This window comes from Candidatus Paceibacterota bacterium, assembly GCA_041661265.1.
In the GTDB taxonomy this organism is placed as follows: Bacteria; Patescibacteriota; Minisyncoccia; order JAHIHE01; family JAGLIN01; genus JBAZUT01.
Genome location: JBAZUT010000005.1, coordinates 99849 through 115916 on the forward strand (window position 1 = coordinate 99849; position 16068 = coordinate 115916).

Consider the following 16068-nt stretch of genomic DNA (forward strand, 5'->3'; position numbering starts at 1 on the left):
AAAAAAAATCAAACACGTCGAGGTGCTTGATCTTCCGGATTTTCCGATGAGAGTTATCTCTTCTTCAGATCCCAATTGTGCCATGTTACAAGAAGCGGACTTGCGATGAAAATAGATGAGTAGGTTCCGAAGAATATTCCCACGAAAAGCGCGACAATGAAATATCTTATGGATTCGCCTCCGAAAAGATACACACAGAACAGGACCAAAAGGGTGGTGTATGTCGTATTGATCGACCTGGTCATGGTTTCATTGACGCTTTTATTCACAATTTCCTCAAAATCGGACATTCCCGATCTGAGAAGATTTTCACGAGTCCTGTCAAAAACGACGATCGTATCATTCACGGAATATCCGAGAACGGCCAATATCGCAGCCACGAAAGGAAGACCGACCTCAACGTTATAAAAGTGCCCCAAAGCCGAGAATATGCCCAAGGTTATGGTAACATCGTGAAAAAGAGCCAGGGTTGCAACGATCCCGTATTTAAAGCTGGATACCGGATAAGAAACTTTCCTGAAAGCCCAGCCGATATAAACAACCATTGCCACAAGCGCGATCGCTATCGCCCAAATGGCGTTCGTTTTCAGTTCGCTTCCGATCGCAGGACCGATAGAATCAAATCGTTTCTCCTCAACGTTCTTCAATGCTCCGCTGGCAACACTTACCGGCTCCACCTTGACATCCCCGTTTCCCTCGGCGGATATGGTTGCCGAACCATCATCGGTCGTAACCGACACATTTCCTCCGGGCACTGCAACGGGATTCGTCTCCACCAAAGCGGGATTAATTTTTTCATTGACCTTCACCCCTTCCTGAGAATTGACATCGATCTGATTTTCCGGCACATCTGAGTTCAAAGCCGGAGTTTCGCCGAATGGAGCGCTTGCCGGATCATTTTTCTCTCCAACTTTATTGTCCACTGCCTGCAATATTTTCTGATGCGTATCTTCATCCACGTCTTTGAATCTCACAAGAACATTCTTTTCTCCGGAAAATTGCACGCTTATATCGCCCAGATTCAAGTCCTTGAGAGAATCTTTGATCTCCTGGCTATTCAAGGTCTTATCCTTGAAAGAAAATTCCAACAAAGTTCCGCCCGTAAAATCGATCCCGAGCTTTACCCCCCAATTCAACAGCGCAACGATGCTGGCGACAAAAAGCAGAGACGACAGCGTAAACCATATTTTCCTTCTCTGAATTATTTTGATCATAATTATTTTACTTATCGTTAATAAAAATTAGATTATGCATTTTCCGGAATATTCTTTTTCTTGCTGACCCCGAAAAGCCATCCGTTCCTTCCCGCCTTGAACATTATGACGATCTTGAGCAAAGTCTTTGTGATGAATATCGCCGAGAACATGCTGACGATAACACCGATGCCCAGCGTTATGGCAAATCCGACTATTATACTTGAACCGAAATATGCAAGGATAAGACAGGTGATAAGCGTTGATACGTTCGAGTCGAATATGGAACTCCAAGCCCTGGAAAATCCGTCTTCTGTGGCAATGGCAACGGTTTTCCCCTTCCTCAGTTCTTCCCTCATCCTTTCAAAAACCAGGACATTCGCATCGACTGCCATTCCTATAGACATGATAAAACCCGCAATTCCGGAAAGTGTCAGCGTGACACCTATAAGCTTGAATAAAGACAGAACAATAAGAGAATAAAGGATGAGCGCTAGCACCGCCAGGAATCCCTGTAATCTATAATATGTTATCATGAATAAGCTCAGCACAATGAATCCGACTGTGCCTGCAATAATGCTTTTGTCTATGGAATCCTTTCCGAGACTTGCATCAACAGTCTGCTGGCTGATGAGCTTGATCGGGACAGGAAGCGCTCCGGCATTCAGCCTCTGCGCCAGAGTTTTGGATTCATCAACCGTGAAATTTCCGGATATAACCGCTTTTCCGTCCGTTATCGGCTCATTCACTCTTGGAATACTGATCGGCATGCCGTCCAGATAAATAGCAACTTTTCTATTCACATTCCTTGTGGTTATTTCGCCAAAAAGCTTCTTCCCTTCATCATTAAAAACCAGTTGAACCTCCGGTTCATAGGTATTCGGATTGAAAGCAACATCGGCGCGCTGAAGCTGATTTCCATTGAGCCCGGTGGATTTATAGTAAAATTGAGAAAGATAATCTTCAGGAATATCCGAATCCTTGAACTGATCTCTCAGCTGAGCCTTTTCTTCTTCATTCATTTCTTCTTTGAATTCCAAAAGCGGTGTCTCGCCGATCATCTTGATGGCCTGATTCACGTCCTTTATGCCCGCAAGCTCCACGACCAGCCGGTCGTTCTTTGAGATCTGGACAAGCGGCTCCGAAACGCCAAACGCATTCACTCTTCTTTCAATAACGTCCCTCACGCCTTCCATGGCTGCTCGCTTATCCAACTCCTTGACCTGGGAAAGGTCAGCCTGATACTCCAGATGCGTTCCCCCCTGCAAATCCAGTCCGAGACGGAATTTGAGGTCATTATAATAATTCATTCCGAATTGCTGGATCTTTATCCCCTGGTTTTTCGGATACACGATATAGCCCGCCACAACAGCCAAGATCAGGATGATCAAAAAATTCACTACCACTTTTTTCTTACTGGACATAGTTGATGATTAAACATGTAAAATTGACTGACACATGCAAATTTTGGCTAAAAAAACAAAAATCAAGCCAAATATTCAGCTCTTATAAATTTATAGCAAATAAAACCAAATGTCAAACGATTTTCACCCGAAAATCCAATATGACCGGTTTTGTGTTGATCTTGTTTTCGAGATCCCATTTACATTAAATATCTCAAATAGATGTACACAGTTCCGATGACCAGGGCTATGAATGTCAAAGGGACAGCAAGCTTCATATATTCAATGAAATCGAATTTATATCCTTCTTTTTCTCCCATGCCATTCACAATGACATTGGCCGAAGCTCCGATGATCGTTGCGTTTCCGCCGATATCGGTTCCGATCAAGAGCGCCCACCACATGGGACCAAGATCAAGCCCGGTCAGGGCGCCAACATCCTTGATAAGAGGTATCATAGTCGCTATGAATGGAATGTTGTTCACGATAGCAGAAAATATTGCGGAACCCCACAAGATAGCGATCGTTGTAAGAACCTGATTGTCGCCGGTTAATCTTATTAGCTCCTCCGCCATGATCCTTATAGCACCTACTTTTTCAATGCCAGTGACAAGAATAAAAAGTCCCGCGAAAAAGAATATCGAGGTCCATTCCACATCATTAAGGCACTTTTCCGGCTCATAGCACGTTATAAGAAGAAGCAATGATGCTCCCGCAAGGGCGATCGTCGCCACCTCCAAATGCGTAACGCTATGCGTGAAAAATCCCAGCATCACAAGACCAAGCACAAATAAAGATTTCAGCAATAAAGTCTGGTTGGTAATAGCTTTTTTCGGTTCGAATTTCATGATAAGAGCCTGCGCTTCAGGGGTTGTTACCAGATCTTTTTTATATATCCGGCACAAGATTGCGATCGTGACAACTGTTATGACAATTACGATCGGCGCAAGATTGATTATAAAATCATTGAATGAGAGCCCCACGGCACTTCCGACTAGAATGTTTGGCGGATCGCCGATCAGTGTCGCAGTCCCTCCGATATTGGACAAAAGTATCGTTTCGAGAAGGAATGGCTTGGGATTGATCTTCAAATTATGAGTGATGACAAAAACGACCGGCACCATCAAAAGAACTGTCGTGACATTATCCAAAAACGCCGAGAATACCGCGACAAGAATACCAAACAGTATAAAAATATTTTTCGGATCTCCCCTGCCCGCTTTTGACGCCCAGATCGCAACATATTGAAACATTCCGCTTTTCTTGGCGATACTCACGATCACCATCATTCCGATCAGAAGCCCGATTGTATTGAAATCAACACCTTCGACAGCCTGTTCCTGATTGATGACACCAAGCAGGATCATTAATGTCGCTCCCGCGAGGGATATTACCGTAAAGTGAACTTTGTCAAAAACTATGATCGCATAGGTTATAACAAATATCGTAATCGCAATCCAAAAACTCGTATCCATAAATGTATATTATTTATCTTATTATTCTTTATTGTTGCTTCTTCTGCCCTGCAAAACGTCATAAATGGCCTGCTTGATATCGGCGCAGTTTATATATCCTATAGGATATCCCTTTTCATCGACAACCGGCATCTGCCTGACATGATATTCCGAGAGTGTCGTCGCAGTTTCCATGATCGAGCTGCCCGCGCTTATCGTATGCACCCTTTTCGTAATAAATTTTCCGATCGGGTCGTTCGCGATCTGCCTGGTCCTGATCTTGAAAGTATCCGAAGATTCGAATGCGGCCAAATGTTTGTCTTCTTCCAGATAATCCGGAACGACATATTCAACAAGATCCCAACTGGATAGTATTCCGATTACCTTGCCGTCCCGGTCGACGATCACAAGACTGTTGATATTTTCTTTTATCATAATTTCAACAGCCTCCCTGAAAGTCGTTGTTATATTCGCCGTTATGGCAGGCGTGCGCATGTAATCTGCCACGGTGCATTTTTTTTTATTCGTCATATTTGTTAATTATTAATTAATTTATTTAAAATTCAATTTTCACAACAAAAATTATTTTATCACAAAAAATACCGTGCGTCAACGGTACAAAAAAATAAATCCCTATTCAGTCTTGACAAAAATAGATATTATGCTACATTGTTTTGTTAAACTGACAAGTTTAACGAGAGGTTTAGACATGATAGTAAAAATATTCTCAATCGAATTGCCCAATCAGACCGGAATCGACAAGGGTACTGCTCTTCTGGAACGGACAAGAAGAATCGATCAAATGAATAATGAAATAAATGCATTCACAAAAGACCACCCCGAAGACTGGGTAAAGATAGAATGGCTGCAAAGCTCGGCCGCAAACGCATACGGCGCGTACACGGAATTAACTGCAATAGCGACTATTACATCTCACGATCCTGGCACATAAGTCAGGATTCTTTTATTTTATTATGGTGCCAGTACCTGGTCCTACCGGCAGGTACTCCGCTGCAAGCAGCGGAGTTGGGTTTATATTTTTGCAGCCACTTATGAAGCATTCTTCCCGTGACAATGCTTGTATTTTATGGAACTACCGTCGGGCTTCTTCGCTCCGCACGGACATGGATCATTCCTGCCGACACTGTTCTTGTTCGTTATGGGAGCGAACACCTTCCCCTCCTCGCCTCCCCCACTGGTCCTGATATTCTTGCTCTCCATTGGAGATGTGATCTTTTTTGCCACCTGGATCTTGAAAATAGTGCTGATGACATTCTCCTCTATGGCCCCGAGAAGAGATTGGAACATCCTATAGCTTTCTTTCTTATATTCGACAAGGGGATCTCTTTGGCCATATCCCCTAAGTCCGATCCCCGCCTTGAGGCTCTCCATTGAATCAAGATGATCCATCCACAGCATGTCCATGCTCCTAAGAAGTACCATTTTTTCGATCTGCCTCATTGTCACATAGCCGATCTCTTCTTCGCGCTTGTTGTAGGCGTCTGACAGGGCATTGAAAACCATATCAGTGGCAAGACTCCTCACCTCCTCATTGGATCTTTCCGACACAATTAATTCCTTCAGATCGCTTTCAATCTTCTTATCCGTCGGAACCATCTTGCCAACAGCTTCAGCGATCCCCGAAACATCCCACCCGCTTCTCTCTTCCGCGCTGTGGATGGAAACGATATCCTCAGAATAATTCTCAAACATTTCCAGGACTTTCTCTTTCATTTCCAAAAGTTCGGGATTATTTTCTTTATTCACCGGCTTTGGCGCATCTTGGGGGGAAGCGTTGCCCTCATCAAGCGCTTTCGAGACTTTCAGGATCTCTCTTCTTTTTTTGTAAATAGCCTCCCTCTGCTTATTCATCACATCATCATAATCCAAAGTGTGCTTTCGATAGTCAAAATTAAATCCTTCGATCTTCTTTTGCGCACCCTCGATCGATTTTGAGATCAGCGGATTTTCGATCGGCATATCTTCTTCCATGCCAAGCTTGTCCATAAGATTTTTCATCTTATCCGAACCGAATACCCGCATGAGATAGTCTTCCATTGAGACAAAGAATCTCGTTTCACCCGACTCCCCCTGGCGTCCGGATCTTCCTCGGAGCTGATTGTCAATTCTTCGCGCCTCATGCCTCTCGGTACCAAGAATACAGAGGCCTCCGAGCTTATCGACTCCTTCTCCGAGCTTTATATCCGTTCCTCGTCCCGCCATATTGGTCGCAATCGTGACTGCGCCTCTCTGGCCCGCCTTTGAGATTATAAGAGCCTCTTTCTCGTGATATTTGGCGTTGAGCACCTCGTGAACAATGCCCTCCCGTTTCAGCATTTCACTCAAGACTTCCGACTTCTCGATCGAGATCGTTCCGACAAGGACCGGCTGCCCTTTTTCATGACGCTCCTTGATCTCGCGTATAAGGGCCGTGAATTTACCATGTTCAGTTTTGTATATGGAATCATTAAGATCTCTTCTTATCAAAGATTTGTTCGTAGGAATGGCTATGACATCGAGCTCGTAAACCTTCGAGAATTCTTCCGCGTTCGTAATGGCGGTTCCGGTCATTCCGGCAAGTTTTTCATAGAGCCTGAAATAATTCTGGAAGGTTATGGTTGCGAGCGTCCTGCTTTCTTTCTGCACCTGGACGTTCTCCTTTGCCTCAATGGCCTGATGAAGCCCTTCGCTGAACCTTCTTCCGGGCATCAGGCGCCCTGTGAATTCGTCCACAATGATAACTTCTCCGTCCTTCACCACATAATCCTTGTCTCTTTTAAAAAGTATCTCGGCCTTAACCGCCTGTTCCAGGTGATGAACGAATGTGATCCCGCCTTCATTGTATATGTTCTGCATACCAAGGATCTTTTCAACTTTCTCAACCCCCTCGTCCGTAAGGCTCACCGCCCTCATTTTTTCATCGACGGTATAGTCGCTTTCTTTCTGCAGCTTCGGGACGATCTTGGAAAAAGTATTGTACATCTCATTGGAATCCGTGTCCGGCGCCGAAATGATAAGCGGAGTCCTGGCCTCGTCGATCAGAATGCTGTCCACTTCGTCAACGATGGCATAATTAAGATCCCTTTGGACCATCTGCCTTTCGCTCACGGCCATATTGTCACGCAAATAATCGAAACCGAATTCATTGTTCGTTCCATAGGTTATATCGCAAGAATACGCTTCTTTTCTCGTTATTTCGCGGAGATTTTCCATCTCGACCGTAACTTCATTCCTGTCCGGCGCGGATTTCGGATCGAAAATATATGAGTGGTCGTGCTGGATCACTCCAACGCTAAGTCCCAAAAAATTATATATGGGCCCCATCCAGTTGGCATCACGCTTGGCAAGATAGTCATTGACGGTGACCAGGTGGACTCCCTTCCCCGAAAGAGCATTAAGATAGATAGGAAGCGTCGAAACAAGGGTCTTTCCTTCTCCGGTTTTCATCTCGGAGATCTTTCCCTGATGGAGGACGATCCCTCCGATAAGCTGAACATCATAATGCCTTTGGCCCAGAGTCCTTTTGGCGGATTCGCGAACCACAGCAAAAGCTTCCGGAAGCAGATCGTCCAAAGTCTCCCCTTTTTGGACCCTTTCCTTGAACTTTGAAGTCTCGCTCTTCAGCTCATCGCCGGAAAGCCCCTGAAATTTTCCTTCCAGCGCATTGATCTTGTCTATGATCGGCCTGATCTTTTTTATCTCTTTCTCGTTCGGATCTCCGAATATCTTCTCGAAAATTGACATAGTCTTATAATTAAAATTCAAAATCTACAGCGTAAACATCGCGTTACCGGCCTAAAACGATATTCTATATTAAAACTGCCAGCATAAAATTATACCGGCAAAAGGCTTATTGAGCTATTGAAACAAAAAATTCAAATATCTATCTTTAATACGTCCCGGAATACCGATAAAAAAATATGTCTTTCGCATCTGGATATTAATACAAAATAAAGGAAATGTTATTTCAAATTTCGACAAGTATCAATTCTTTTTCCTTCTGAATTTGAACTTGCTGAATTCCCCTTTCGCCCATGCAAGAGGAGAAAGCCTTTTCAGTCTTTTGATTATCCTCGCTCCCGCCCTGATCTTCGTGTTTCTTTCGTCTTTATAGCTGTTTATCGCATCTTTCAATTCATCTTTTACGTCATCTATGGATTTGTAGATATCATCGCTCTCAACGACGCTTCTAAACATCTTCTTCGGAAGTTCCAGGTTCACCTCGGCCATATAGACATCGCCTTGCTGATGATGCCTTGTTGTTCTTGCAAGCTCCACTCTTGCAGTGACGCTGCTGGGATCGACATAACCGTTCTCAATGAACTTTTTCAGTCCGCCGATCTTTTCATTGACATAAGCCCTGAGATCATCATGAAGTTCCAGATTCGTGCTTTTTATGATTATGTTCATGTTTGTTTTTGTTACCTGTTTATGCATAAGCTATGATAGCACACTTGATATATTTATCAAGGCTTCCTATTCACACTTTAATAATAGCCCAAAAATACAAATAATAAAAGAGCGGCATGTTTGCCGCAAGTTTATTTTACTATCCTTGTACATTCGGAATACCCGCTCAAAAGATCGCTAATTGCGCAATTCACATTCGCTATAACGCAAATTCCTCCTTTTTCGGCGATCTCCTGGGCAGCCTCGAGCTTGGTTCTCATTCCTCCGGTGCCGGAATCTCCTGCGCCATTGCACAGTTTCTTGTACCTCTCAATATCATCCAGTTTTATGCTTCTTACAAGGCCTTCGGAGTCCATCAGGCCTCCAACATCGTTCGTCAGAATGAAGAGAGCTTCTGCCCGAGCATAGACCGCTATTTTCGAAGACAGCCTGTCGTTGTCCAATGTCACCTCTTTGTGATCGATCTTGTCATTGAAATTAATGACCGGAACTATCCCATTCTCGATATCGTCGCGAAGATTTGCAATTATATTCTGCTGCTCTTCTTCTGATTCGAAATTGCTGTAAGTGAGAAGATACTGGGAAGGAATGATGCCCTCTTTTCCGAGTCCGTCCGACCATGCTTTCAAAAGCTCGACCTGACCGACGCCTGCGCACCTTTGAAGGCCTATTTTTTCTTTCGGCCTTTCCTTGAGATCGAGCATATTTTTTCCAAGCTCGACCGCGCCGGACACAACAAGTATCGCCGAGGCCCCTTTTTCTTTTTTTATCCGCGCTATTTCGCGCGCGATCGAATCAATGTTCTCCTGCTTCACTTTTCCGTTTTCAATGATGCATTTTGTTCCGACTTTCACTACTATCACTTTTTGTTTCATATTTTTTCCTCCGCTGCCGCTCTAAAAACCTTATTAAAAAAACAAACGCCTCTTTTTGAAAGAGGTTGGAATGCGTCTTTAATTTGCAAATTCAACTAGCCTCTTTCGAAAAAGAAGCTTGGCGGGACGATCTCAATTGAATTTAGTCCTGTTTTCATGCTCGCCATTGAATTATTACATGAAAATTATAGCAAAAAGATGATTTGTGTCAAATCGGTCGAACATTCTATGTTTTGCATCATCACTCAAACCTGAAACTGTTGATCATATCCTCATCACTTGCGCGCAAATTCTCGATATCTAAATAGAAATTAGGCTCTTGTCCGAGCTTAACGGACATCACTTTTCCCTTTTCCGGATAATACAGAATCTTTGCAACATAATTCACAAAACATGTTGATTCCCCAAATGCAACCTTGTCCCAATCCTCTCCTTTAATATTAACATCATAAACCCCCTCTTGCTCAGTCCATAAATTCTTTTCGCCCGCGAAACATCCGGCTCCATAATCTTCTTTAATGAATCGGTCCAGATCCATGTCATTCTTTATATCCACAATTTTGATCGCAATGCCTAAAAATGGATTGCTTGGTTTGGAAATATATTTGCCTTCCATGCCAATCCCCTTTACTTCATCATTAATCAGCCGTAGATCGTAAATTTTTGTTTCGCAATTGCTTGTTCCTTGTTTTGGATTTTTAATATCTTCTCCATAATAGTCATCAAAATAATATTCCGGGACAATATAAACAACATTATTCTCATTGTCTTCAATTGTTTTTAAAGAAACTAGAAAATTATCTTTGCTATCACATCTATCAAGACCAGACACCTTCCCGGGCAAGTTTATAGAAAAACCTAGTGTTTTATTCGCATATCTTTTCCATTTTGAATTAGTAATTTCACTGGAATCTAAAGTTATGTCTTCATTGGCCGTATCACTCTCATTTTTTTTATTATCCGAATCTGACACAGGCTGAATTACATTAGAATTTGGCTTGTCCGGTCTTAAATATAACAAACTGCCTATTGCTATCATCACTAACAAAACAATCAGCGATAAAATGTAATTTTTTTTCATATGGTCTAATTATTTAGCATAATAATATTAGCTTATAAAATCATATTAATCAATATAGAAACATAATTTTAAAAAAAGGTAAAAGCTTGCCTGATTGTTTTATGACAGTTTTACCACATAGTAGCTATTTGCATCGTTTACGTCAGACGAAGTTTTTGAAAGTATTCTATGCCTGCCAACCACATTTCCATAGACATAATTCTGATCCCACACATTTATTCCCTTGAGAACATTATTCTCGAAATGATAGGTGTCAAAAACTGCCACATGTCCATAGTATTGACCGCCTGAATTGAATGTTGCAATGATTGTTCCCGGCAAAACCCCGCCATCCATTACTTTATTACCACGTATCCAGTTTGGCGTTGAAATGCTATTTGTATTACTCATTGCCTTAGCAAATGCCACGCATTGTCCATCTCCTATTTTAATGGTTTTTATGGTTCCAACATTGACAGATTGTTTACCGCTGCCATATGTGCTAAGAACAATTCCATAATCGTATTTCAGCAAATAAGAATTGCCGCTGCTACCATAAGAAGCCCAGGCGCTGCTACCATATATATTATTAAATGCCCATAGCCACTTATAATTTTCATTTGTAGCTCTCAATTCATATGCTGCTTGAACTGGCACACTTGCTACTGCCATAGCTACCAAAAGCAGTATCGCAACAAATATTTTTCTCGATCCTTTTCTATTCATCAAATCACATCCCTATTTCTTTTTTGTTTTACATGTCTCTGCGATGTTTTTTTTGCTTGCGTATGCTTGTCGCTTTTTTATATCTTTTCAATTTGCTGCATAACTATTCCTCCTGTTTTTTCTATAGTTCAAATAATAACAAAAAAAAAGGCGTCTTTGTCAAGCGCTTGAAACAGTTTGAAACATTTATTCTATTTCCGCGAAAAACAGAAAAAGGAAATGGAAGCCGAGATGAACACGACCAGTCCCATATACATGAATGTGTTCTGATATCCGACCATCGAGATCATGATCCCGCCCGCAAGTGAACCGATGGCGGGAAAAAAAGTCGAGATGATTGTGTCGATCGTCGACGCCTCCTCGTGATGATCCTTAAGCTTCCGGGAAAGCAGAGAACTCGTTCCGACATCAGCCAAGAGGACGCCGAATGAATCCGCGATCAAAACCGCCAAGATCCCGAAAAAATTAAGTATGGAAGAAAATACCGCCAAAAAGATCGACACCGCCCCCTCGATCATAATGCCTTTATGCACGACCTCATAGGTCTTTAATTTGTTGATAATTTTCACCGTAAAAAAGGAAACCGGAAGATAAATGATCGAGGCGATGGAAATGATCTGAATTATAGTCTCCTTCTCATGAGAAACACTTTCAAGAAAAATCACCAGAAATGCCCGGTACATTCCTACAAGCATCAGGGCGGAGAAAAGAGATGTCGCGAGGATCGATATATATTTTTCATGGCTCAATATCTTCAGCGCACCGGCCAGCCTGCTTCTGTCCATGTTTTGTCCTTTCCGCGGGAGACTTCCTTTCTTCAATAGTCCTGAATCTGCGCTAAGCCTGAAATAAGCATAAAGCGCATTCACAAGATGAACCAGGACGCTCGCCGAAAAAACTCCGACAAAACCGAACTTCCAGATGATCAGGCCGCCTATCGCCGGAGCTATTGCGGCCGCATAATGCGGCATAGAATAGAACCAGCAAAATCCGCTGCCGCACTTTTCCGGCCCGGATTCCATAAGCATAAGCTTCAGGGAGATCATCCAGGCCGCCGCCGAAAATCCGAGAACGATCTGCGCCGCATAAAAAATGAATATGTTCTGGCCGACAAGCATCATGCATGAAAAAATGCCATATCCCGATATTCCGCCAACCGCGATCAGCACCGGATCGAACTTGTGTATATAATGATTTATGACCAATGAGAAAAAAGCGATGGAGGAATAGGTGATAAGATAAACTCCGCCGATATCGACAAGCGATAAGCCGATGGACACCAGAAAAAGCGGATAATAAAGAGAGAACAATTTATATCCGAACATCAGAAGGAAGTGCACCATGGACACATCGAAAGTGACTCTTTCCATTTTCGGAAGCCACGAGCGGAAACTGTGATGGTTTTCCAATATTCCCAGCATAATTGCATTTATATAAACTCGGTAAAAACTCGTAATTGATTCTCTTGATATGATAATTATACAGGTTTAGGAGAATAAAAAAAGAGGCAATTTTCGGATATTTCCATATGTTGCCCCTCGCATTCTTTTACTTGAATGTGCGACACTGTTAATTCTCGTTCCTGATCCTTTCTGCAATTTTTTCTGAGACGAATTTGGCAGAATCTCCGATCCTCATCATTTGATAGGAAGTTGCGCCTTCATGGCTCATCAGGAGCTTGCCTAATATTTTGGCCGCTCCTTCATAGTCTTGCACTTTAAACAACAATCTGTCTATCTCTTCGATCTTTTCTCCATACTTTTCTCCGATAGTTTTCTTTTTGGCCATTTTCATTTCACCTCATCATCCATGCTTTTCTTTCAATATCCGCTCCAGCAATTCCGGATCGTTCTTTTTCAGATCTTCCATAACCTCGTCCATTGTGATCGTCGAGGCTGTTTTTGTATCTTTTTTATCTTTTTTTTCAGGCATTATTTTTCTCCTGCGATGTTTTCAAACCGTCAAACCGAATTCCCACCAAAAGACCAGCTTGACTTTATATTGTAAATATTCGGATCAAAATGTCAAGAAAAAAGCCATCAATCAAATTGATAGCTTACTGCTCCTGGATCGGAGGCGGCCATTCGCTTTCGTCAAATTCCTTCCCGCAATTACCACAGACTATTTTATATGCGACAATGACGCCATTTTTTTCGATCGGGTCGCAAAAAACCGACCCTTTGCATTTCGGACATGCATCCTTCTGGATGCCTACGTTCTTGAATATCATTTTATCCTCCGAATCACAGTTTACTCCGTATTCCGAAAAAATCAATAGCCATGGACCTTTTTATTTCATTCCGGATTTTTTATAAACATAATCATCATAATTCCCGAGATATTTCGTGACGGCGTTGTCTTTCACTTCCCAAATGACATTGCAAACCTTTTCCAGGACTTCGCGGTCATGCGAAACCAGGACTATGGGTCCGCCAAAGTTTTTGAGAACTTCAATGACGCAATTCTTGCTCTCGATGTCGAGATGATTCGTGGGCTCATCCAGAAATAGTATGTTGGATTCGTTTAGGATGAGCTCGGCGATCGCCACTCTTGCCCGCTCCCCGCCTGAAAGATCCGAGACATTCTTGAAAACATCGTCCTTCACGAAAAGAAGGGAACCCAGAATGTTGCGGATGTCCTGATGGCTGGCGCCGGTCTTTTCCGTGACCTCGTCAAAAATGTTCTTCGTGGGGTCCAACTCCTCGTGCGACTGCGCATAGTAGCCGATCTTCACGCTGCCGGAAACTTTGACCTTTCCGTCCAATGGCTCGAGTTTTCCAAGCAGTGTTTTGAGAAGCGTCGACTTTCCTGCGCCATTCGCGCCGATGATCCCGATCTTGTTTTCTTTCCAGATCTCCCAGGTTCCTTCCATGATCGCCAGCGGATATTCTTTTACGCCGAAAAACAGGTTCTCAATAACCATTACCCTCTGCGGAAGGCTTTTTCCGAAATTCAAATTGATCCGGATCTTCTTTTTTTCTTCTTCGGGCTCTTCGATCTTTTCCATTTTGTCGAGCAGCTTGAGACGGCTTTGCACCGCCCTGGCTTTCGTCGCCTTGTAGCGGAAACGCTCGATGAATTCTTCCTGTTCCTTGAGATATTTTTGCTGCCTCTTGAAAGCCTCGGATTCGGCATTCTTGATAGCTTCCTTTTCAATCAGATAGTTCGAATAGTTGCAGAAATATCTTCTCGATTCTTTCTTTCTCAGGTCGAAAATATTCGTGCATATAGAATCCAGGAATCTCTTGTCGTGGGAAACGATAACGATCGCCATTTTCCAATCCATAAGGAATTTTTCCAGCCATTCGATGGTCGCAAGATCGAGATGGTTGGTCGGCTCGTCCATGATGAGCAAGTTGGGCCTTGTTAAAAGTATTTTGGAAAGCGCGAGGCGCGTCCGCTCGCCTCCGGAAAGCGATTTCACTTCCCTCCCCCAATCATCCTCCGGAAAATTGAATTTCTTCAAAGTTTCCTCCGCGATATTTTCATATTCATATCCGCCTAGCTTTTCAAATTCTTCCACGACTTTTCCATATTCCGCTATCTTCTCATCGAGGTCCTTTCTCTTGGTGTCTGACATTATTTTCTCATATTCCGTTTTTTGCGCCATAAGCTCTTTCATTTTGGGATCCGCCGTTTTGATCTCTTCCGCGATCGTGTTCTTGAGGGAATCCCAATGGGTCTCTTGCGGAAGATAGCCCACGCGAAGATCTTTGTCGCGATAGATCTCTCCGGCGTCGATCTCTTCAAGACCCATAATGATCTTGGTAAGAGTGCTTTTCCCTGCCCCATTCGGGCCGATGATCCCCAGGCGGTCGCGCGGACCCACGACCAAATCCACCCCGGAAAATATTTCTTTCGTCCCGAAGTATTTGGCGACTCCCGTGAGGATCACCAGAGGCCCATCCACCTCCGGAGCCTCGCTTTTATAGTTATCTATAAACATAAATTTTTTAAGTATTAAGTATTAAGTATGCATAATGCGTCATTCCGAGCGATCTGTTTCCTTAATGTCATCCTGAGGCGCGACCGGCGCAGAAGGATCCCACAATTTATTTCGCCCGACAATCAATGGGATTCTTCGCCAATGGCTCAGAATGACACGAATGCATCCCGCCCACAAAAAAACCCGCTTACACGTAATTTGTTTCATTGTTGCCCGAAACAGGCCGACAAAAAACAATTTACCTGCAAACGAGTCTTCGAACTTCAAACAAAACCACTCTCTCAGCAATCTGGAGCGTGTAAACATTAGGTTTTATGGTTATGGTTTTCATGAAGATATTGTAGGTGAAAAGGAAGATTTTGTCAATTTATAAAAAAATAAATGTTTTAAAAAAAATAACTGAACCTAAAGTTCTGGATTTTCCAGAACTTCGTATTCAATTATCTGTTTAGCCAGGCAATCAGCCAGAAAAGGCCGAAATTCAGGAATAGTATTGATATTGAGGTTGCTATATAGCGCGACGCCGTAACTGTCCTATGAAAACTTTCTTTTTCGATATATTTCGATAAAATCGGTAAGACCAGCGCCATAATCACTATAAATCCAAAGAATACCGGCCAATTCTGAGTGATGAGCAGATAGCCTGTAATAATATTATCCAGCCAATACGCCATCAAGCCGTATTTATTAAGTATCGCGAAACTCGCTCCAAACATCACGATTATTACCGCCGCCCAAGCGACGAATACAAATATGGCTCCATCTGTTTGTATCATTTTTATTATTCCTCCATCTGTTTCCACTTCTTCGCTTTTTGTCCTACGAATAAGACTTAACATTATACATTAATAATCATAAATGTCAATACCCCCATGTACTAGTGTCCAACAAAAATATTTCCAAAATAGAAAAAACCTCTAAGTTTAGATATAATTAGGATATCGCTCCAATTATTAACTTAATAAGGCTTTTTCTATGAATTATTCTAACACGATTTTCAA

The 16068-nt window shown here is 42.7% G+C and carries 16 protein-coding genes; 1 reads left to right on the forward strand and 15 read right to left on the reverse strand.

What is annotated here, in order from left to right:
• Positions 1 to 53: 53 nt before the first annotated feature.
• The 4 genes from secF to WC788_05150 form a co-directional block, all read right to left on the reverse strand.
• Entirely contained in the window at positions 54 to 1214 is a 1161-nt protein-coding gene (secF, locus tag WC788_05135) for a protein translocase subunit SecF (GenBank protein MFA6096982.1), read from the reverse strand.
• 32 nt (positions 1215 to 1246) lie between these two features.
• Positions 1247 to 2617 (reverse strand): protein translocase subunit SecD, encoded by a 1371-nt coding sequence (gene secD / locus WC788_05140; protein MFA6096983.1) that lies wholly within the window; start codon positions 2615 to 2617, stop codon positions 1247 to 1249.
• 179 nt (positions 2618 to 2796) lie between these two features.
• Complete coding sequence (locus WC788_05145) at positions 2797 to 4071, reverse strand: ArsB/NhaD family transporter (GenBank protein ID MFA6096984.1); 1275 nt, start codon at positions 4069 to 4071, stop codon at positions 2797 to 2799.
• Between the two features lie 21 nt (positions 4072 to 4092).
• Complete coding sequence (locus WC788_05150) at positions 4093 to 4581, reverse strand: CBS domain-containing protein (GenBank protein MFA6096985.1); 489 nt, start codon at positions 4579 to 4581, stop codon at positions 4093 to 4095.
• Between the two features lie 178 nt (positions 4582 to 4759).
• Between WC788_05150 and WC788_05155 the strand changes: the two genes are divergently transcribed.
• Complete coding sequence (locus WC788_05155; GenBank protein ID MFA6096986.1) at positions 4760 to 5002, forward strand: hypothetical protein; 243 nt, start codon at positions 4760 to 4762, stop codon at positions 5000 to 5002.
• Positions 5003 to 5100: 98 nt separating this feature from the next.
• Here WC788_05155 and secA read toward each other — a convergent pair whose 3' ends face one another.
• The 11 genes from secA to WC788_05210 form a co-directional block, all read right to left on the reverse strand.
• Positions 5101 to 7794 carry a preprotein translocase subunit SecA gene (gene secA, locus WC788_05160; GenBank protein ID MFA6096987.1) on the reverse strand — a complete coding sequence of 898 codons (2694 nt, stop codon included), beginning with the start codon at positions 7792 to 7794 and terminating at the stop codon, positions 5101 to 5103.
• Between the two features lie 240 nt (positions 7795 to 8034).
• Positions 8035 to 8460 (reverse strand): ribosome-associated translation inhibitor RaiA, encoded by a 426-nt coding sequence (gene raiA, locus WC788_05165; protein ID MFA6096988.1) that lies wholly within the window; start codon positions 8458 to 8460, stop codon positions 8035 to 8037.
• Positions 8461 to 8591: 131 nt separating this feature from the next.
• Positions 8592 to 9335 (reverse strand): hypothetical protein, encoded by a 744-nt coding sequence (locus WC788_05170; GenBank protein ID MFA6096989.1) that lies wholly within the window; start codon positions 9333 to 9335, stop codon positions 8592 to 8594.
• Positions 9336 to 9576: 241 nt separating this feature from the next.
• Positions 9577 to 10416, reverse strand: coding sequence for a hypothetical protein (locus WC788_05175; GenBank protein ID MFA6096990.1), 840 nt, complete (start codon positions 10414 to 10416; stop codon positions 9577 to 9579).
• A 99-nt stretch (positions 10417 to 10515) separates the two neighbouring features.
• The gene (locus WC788_05180; GenBank protein ID MFA6096991.1) at positions 10516 to 11121 is read right to left on the reverse strand and encodes a BPSL0067 family protein; all 606 of its coding nucleotides are present in this window, start codon (positions 11119 to 11121) and stop codon (positions 10516 to 10518) included.
• A gap of 191 nt (positions 11122 to 11312) precedes the next feature.
• Complete coding sequence (locus WC788_05185) at positions 11313 to 12542, reverse strand: MFS transporter (protein ID MFA6096992.1); 1230 nt, start codon at positions 12540 to 12542, stop codon at positions 11313 to 11315.
• Between the two features lie 148 nt (positions 12543 to 12690).
• Entirely contained in the window at positions 12691 to 12909 is a 219-nt protein-coding gene (locus WC788_05190; GenBank protein MFA6096993.1) for a hypothetical protein, read from the reverse strand.
• Between the two features lie 15 nt (positions 12910 to 12924).
• Complete coding sequence (locus WC788_05195; GenBank protein MFA6096994.1) at positions 12925 to 13053, reverse strand: hypothetical protein; 129 nt, start codon at positions 13051 to 13053, stop codon at positions 12925 to 12927.
• 124 nt (positions 13054 to 13177) lie between these two features.
• A complete protein-coding gene (locus tag WC788_05200) occupies positions 13178 to 13351 on the reverse strand; it encodes a hypothetical protein (GenBank protein ID MFA6096995.1) in 174 nt (57 codons plus the stop codon).
• A 60-nt stretch (positions 13352 to 13411) separates the two neighbouring features.
• Complete coding sequence (locus tag WC788_05205; GenBank protein MFA6096996.1) at positions 13412 to 15067, reverse strand: ABC-F family ATP-binding cassette domain-containing protein; 1656 nt, start codon at positions 15065 to 15067, stop codon at positions 13412 to 13414.
• Between the two features lie 440 nt (positions 15068 to 15507).
• On the reverse strand, positions 15508 to 15843 hold the full coding sequence (locus WC788_05210; GenBank protein ID MFA6096997.1) for a hypothetical protein: 336 nt from the start codon (positions 15841 to 15843) through the stop codon (positions 15508 to 15510).
• Between the last annotated feature and the right edge of the window lie 225 nt (positions 15844 to 16068).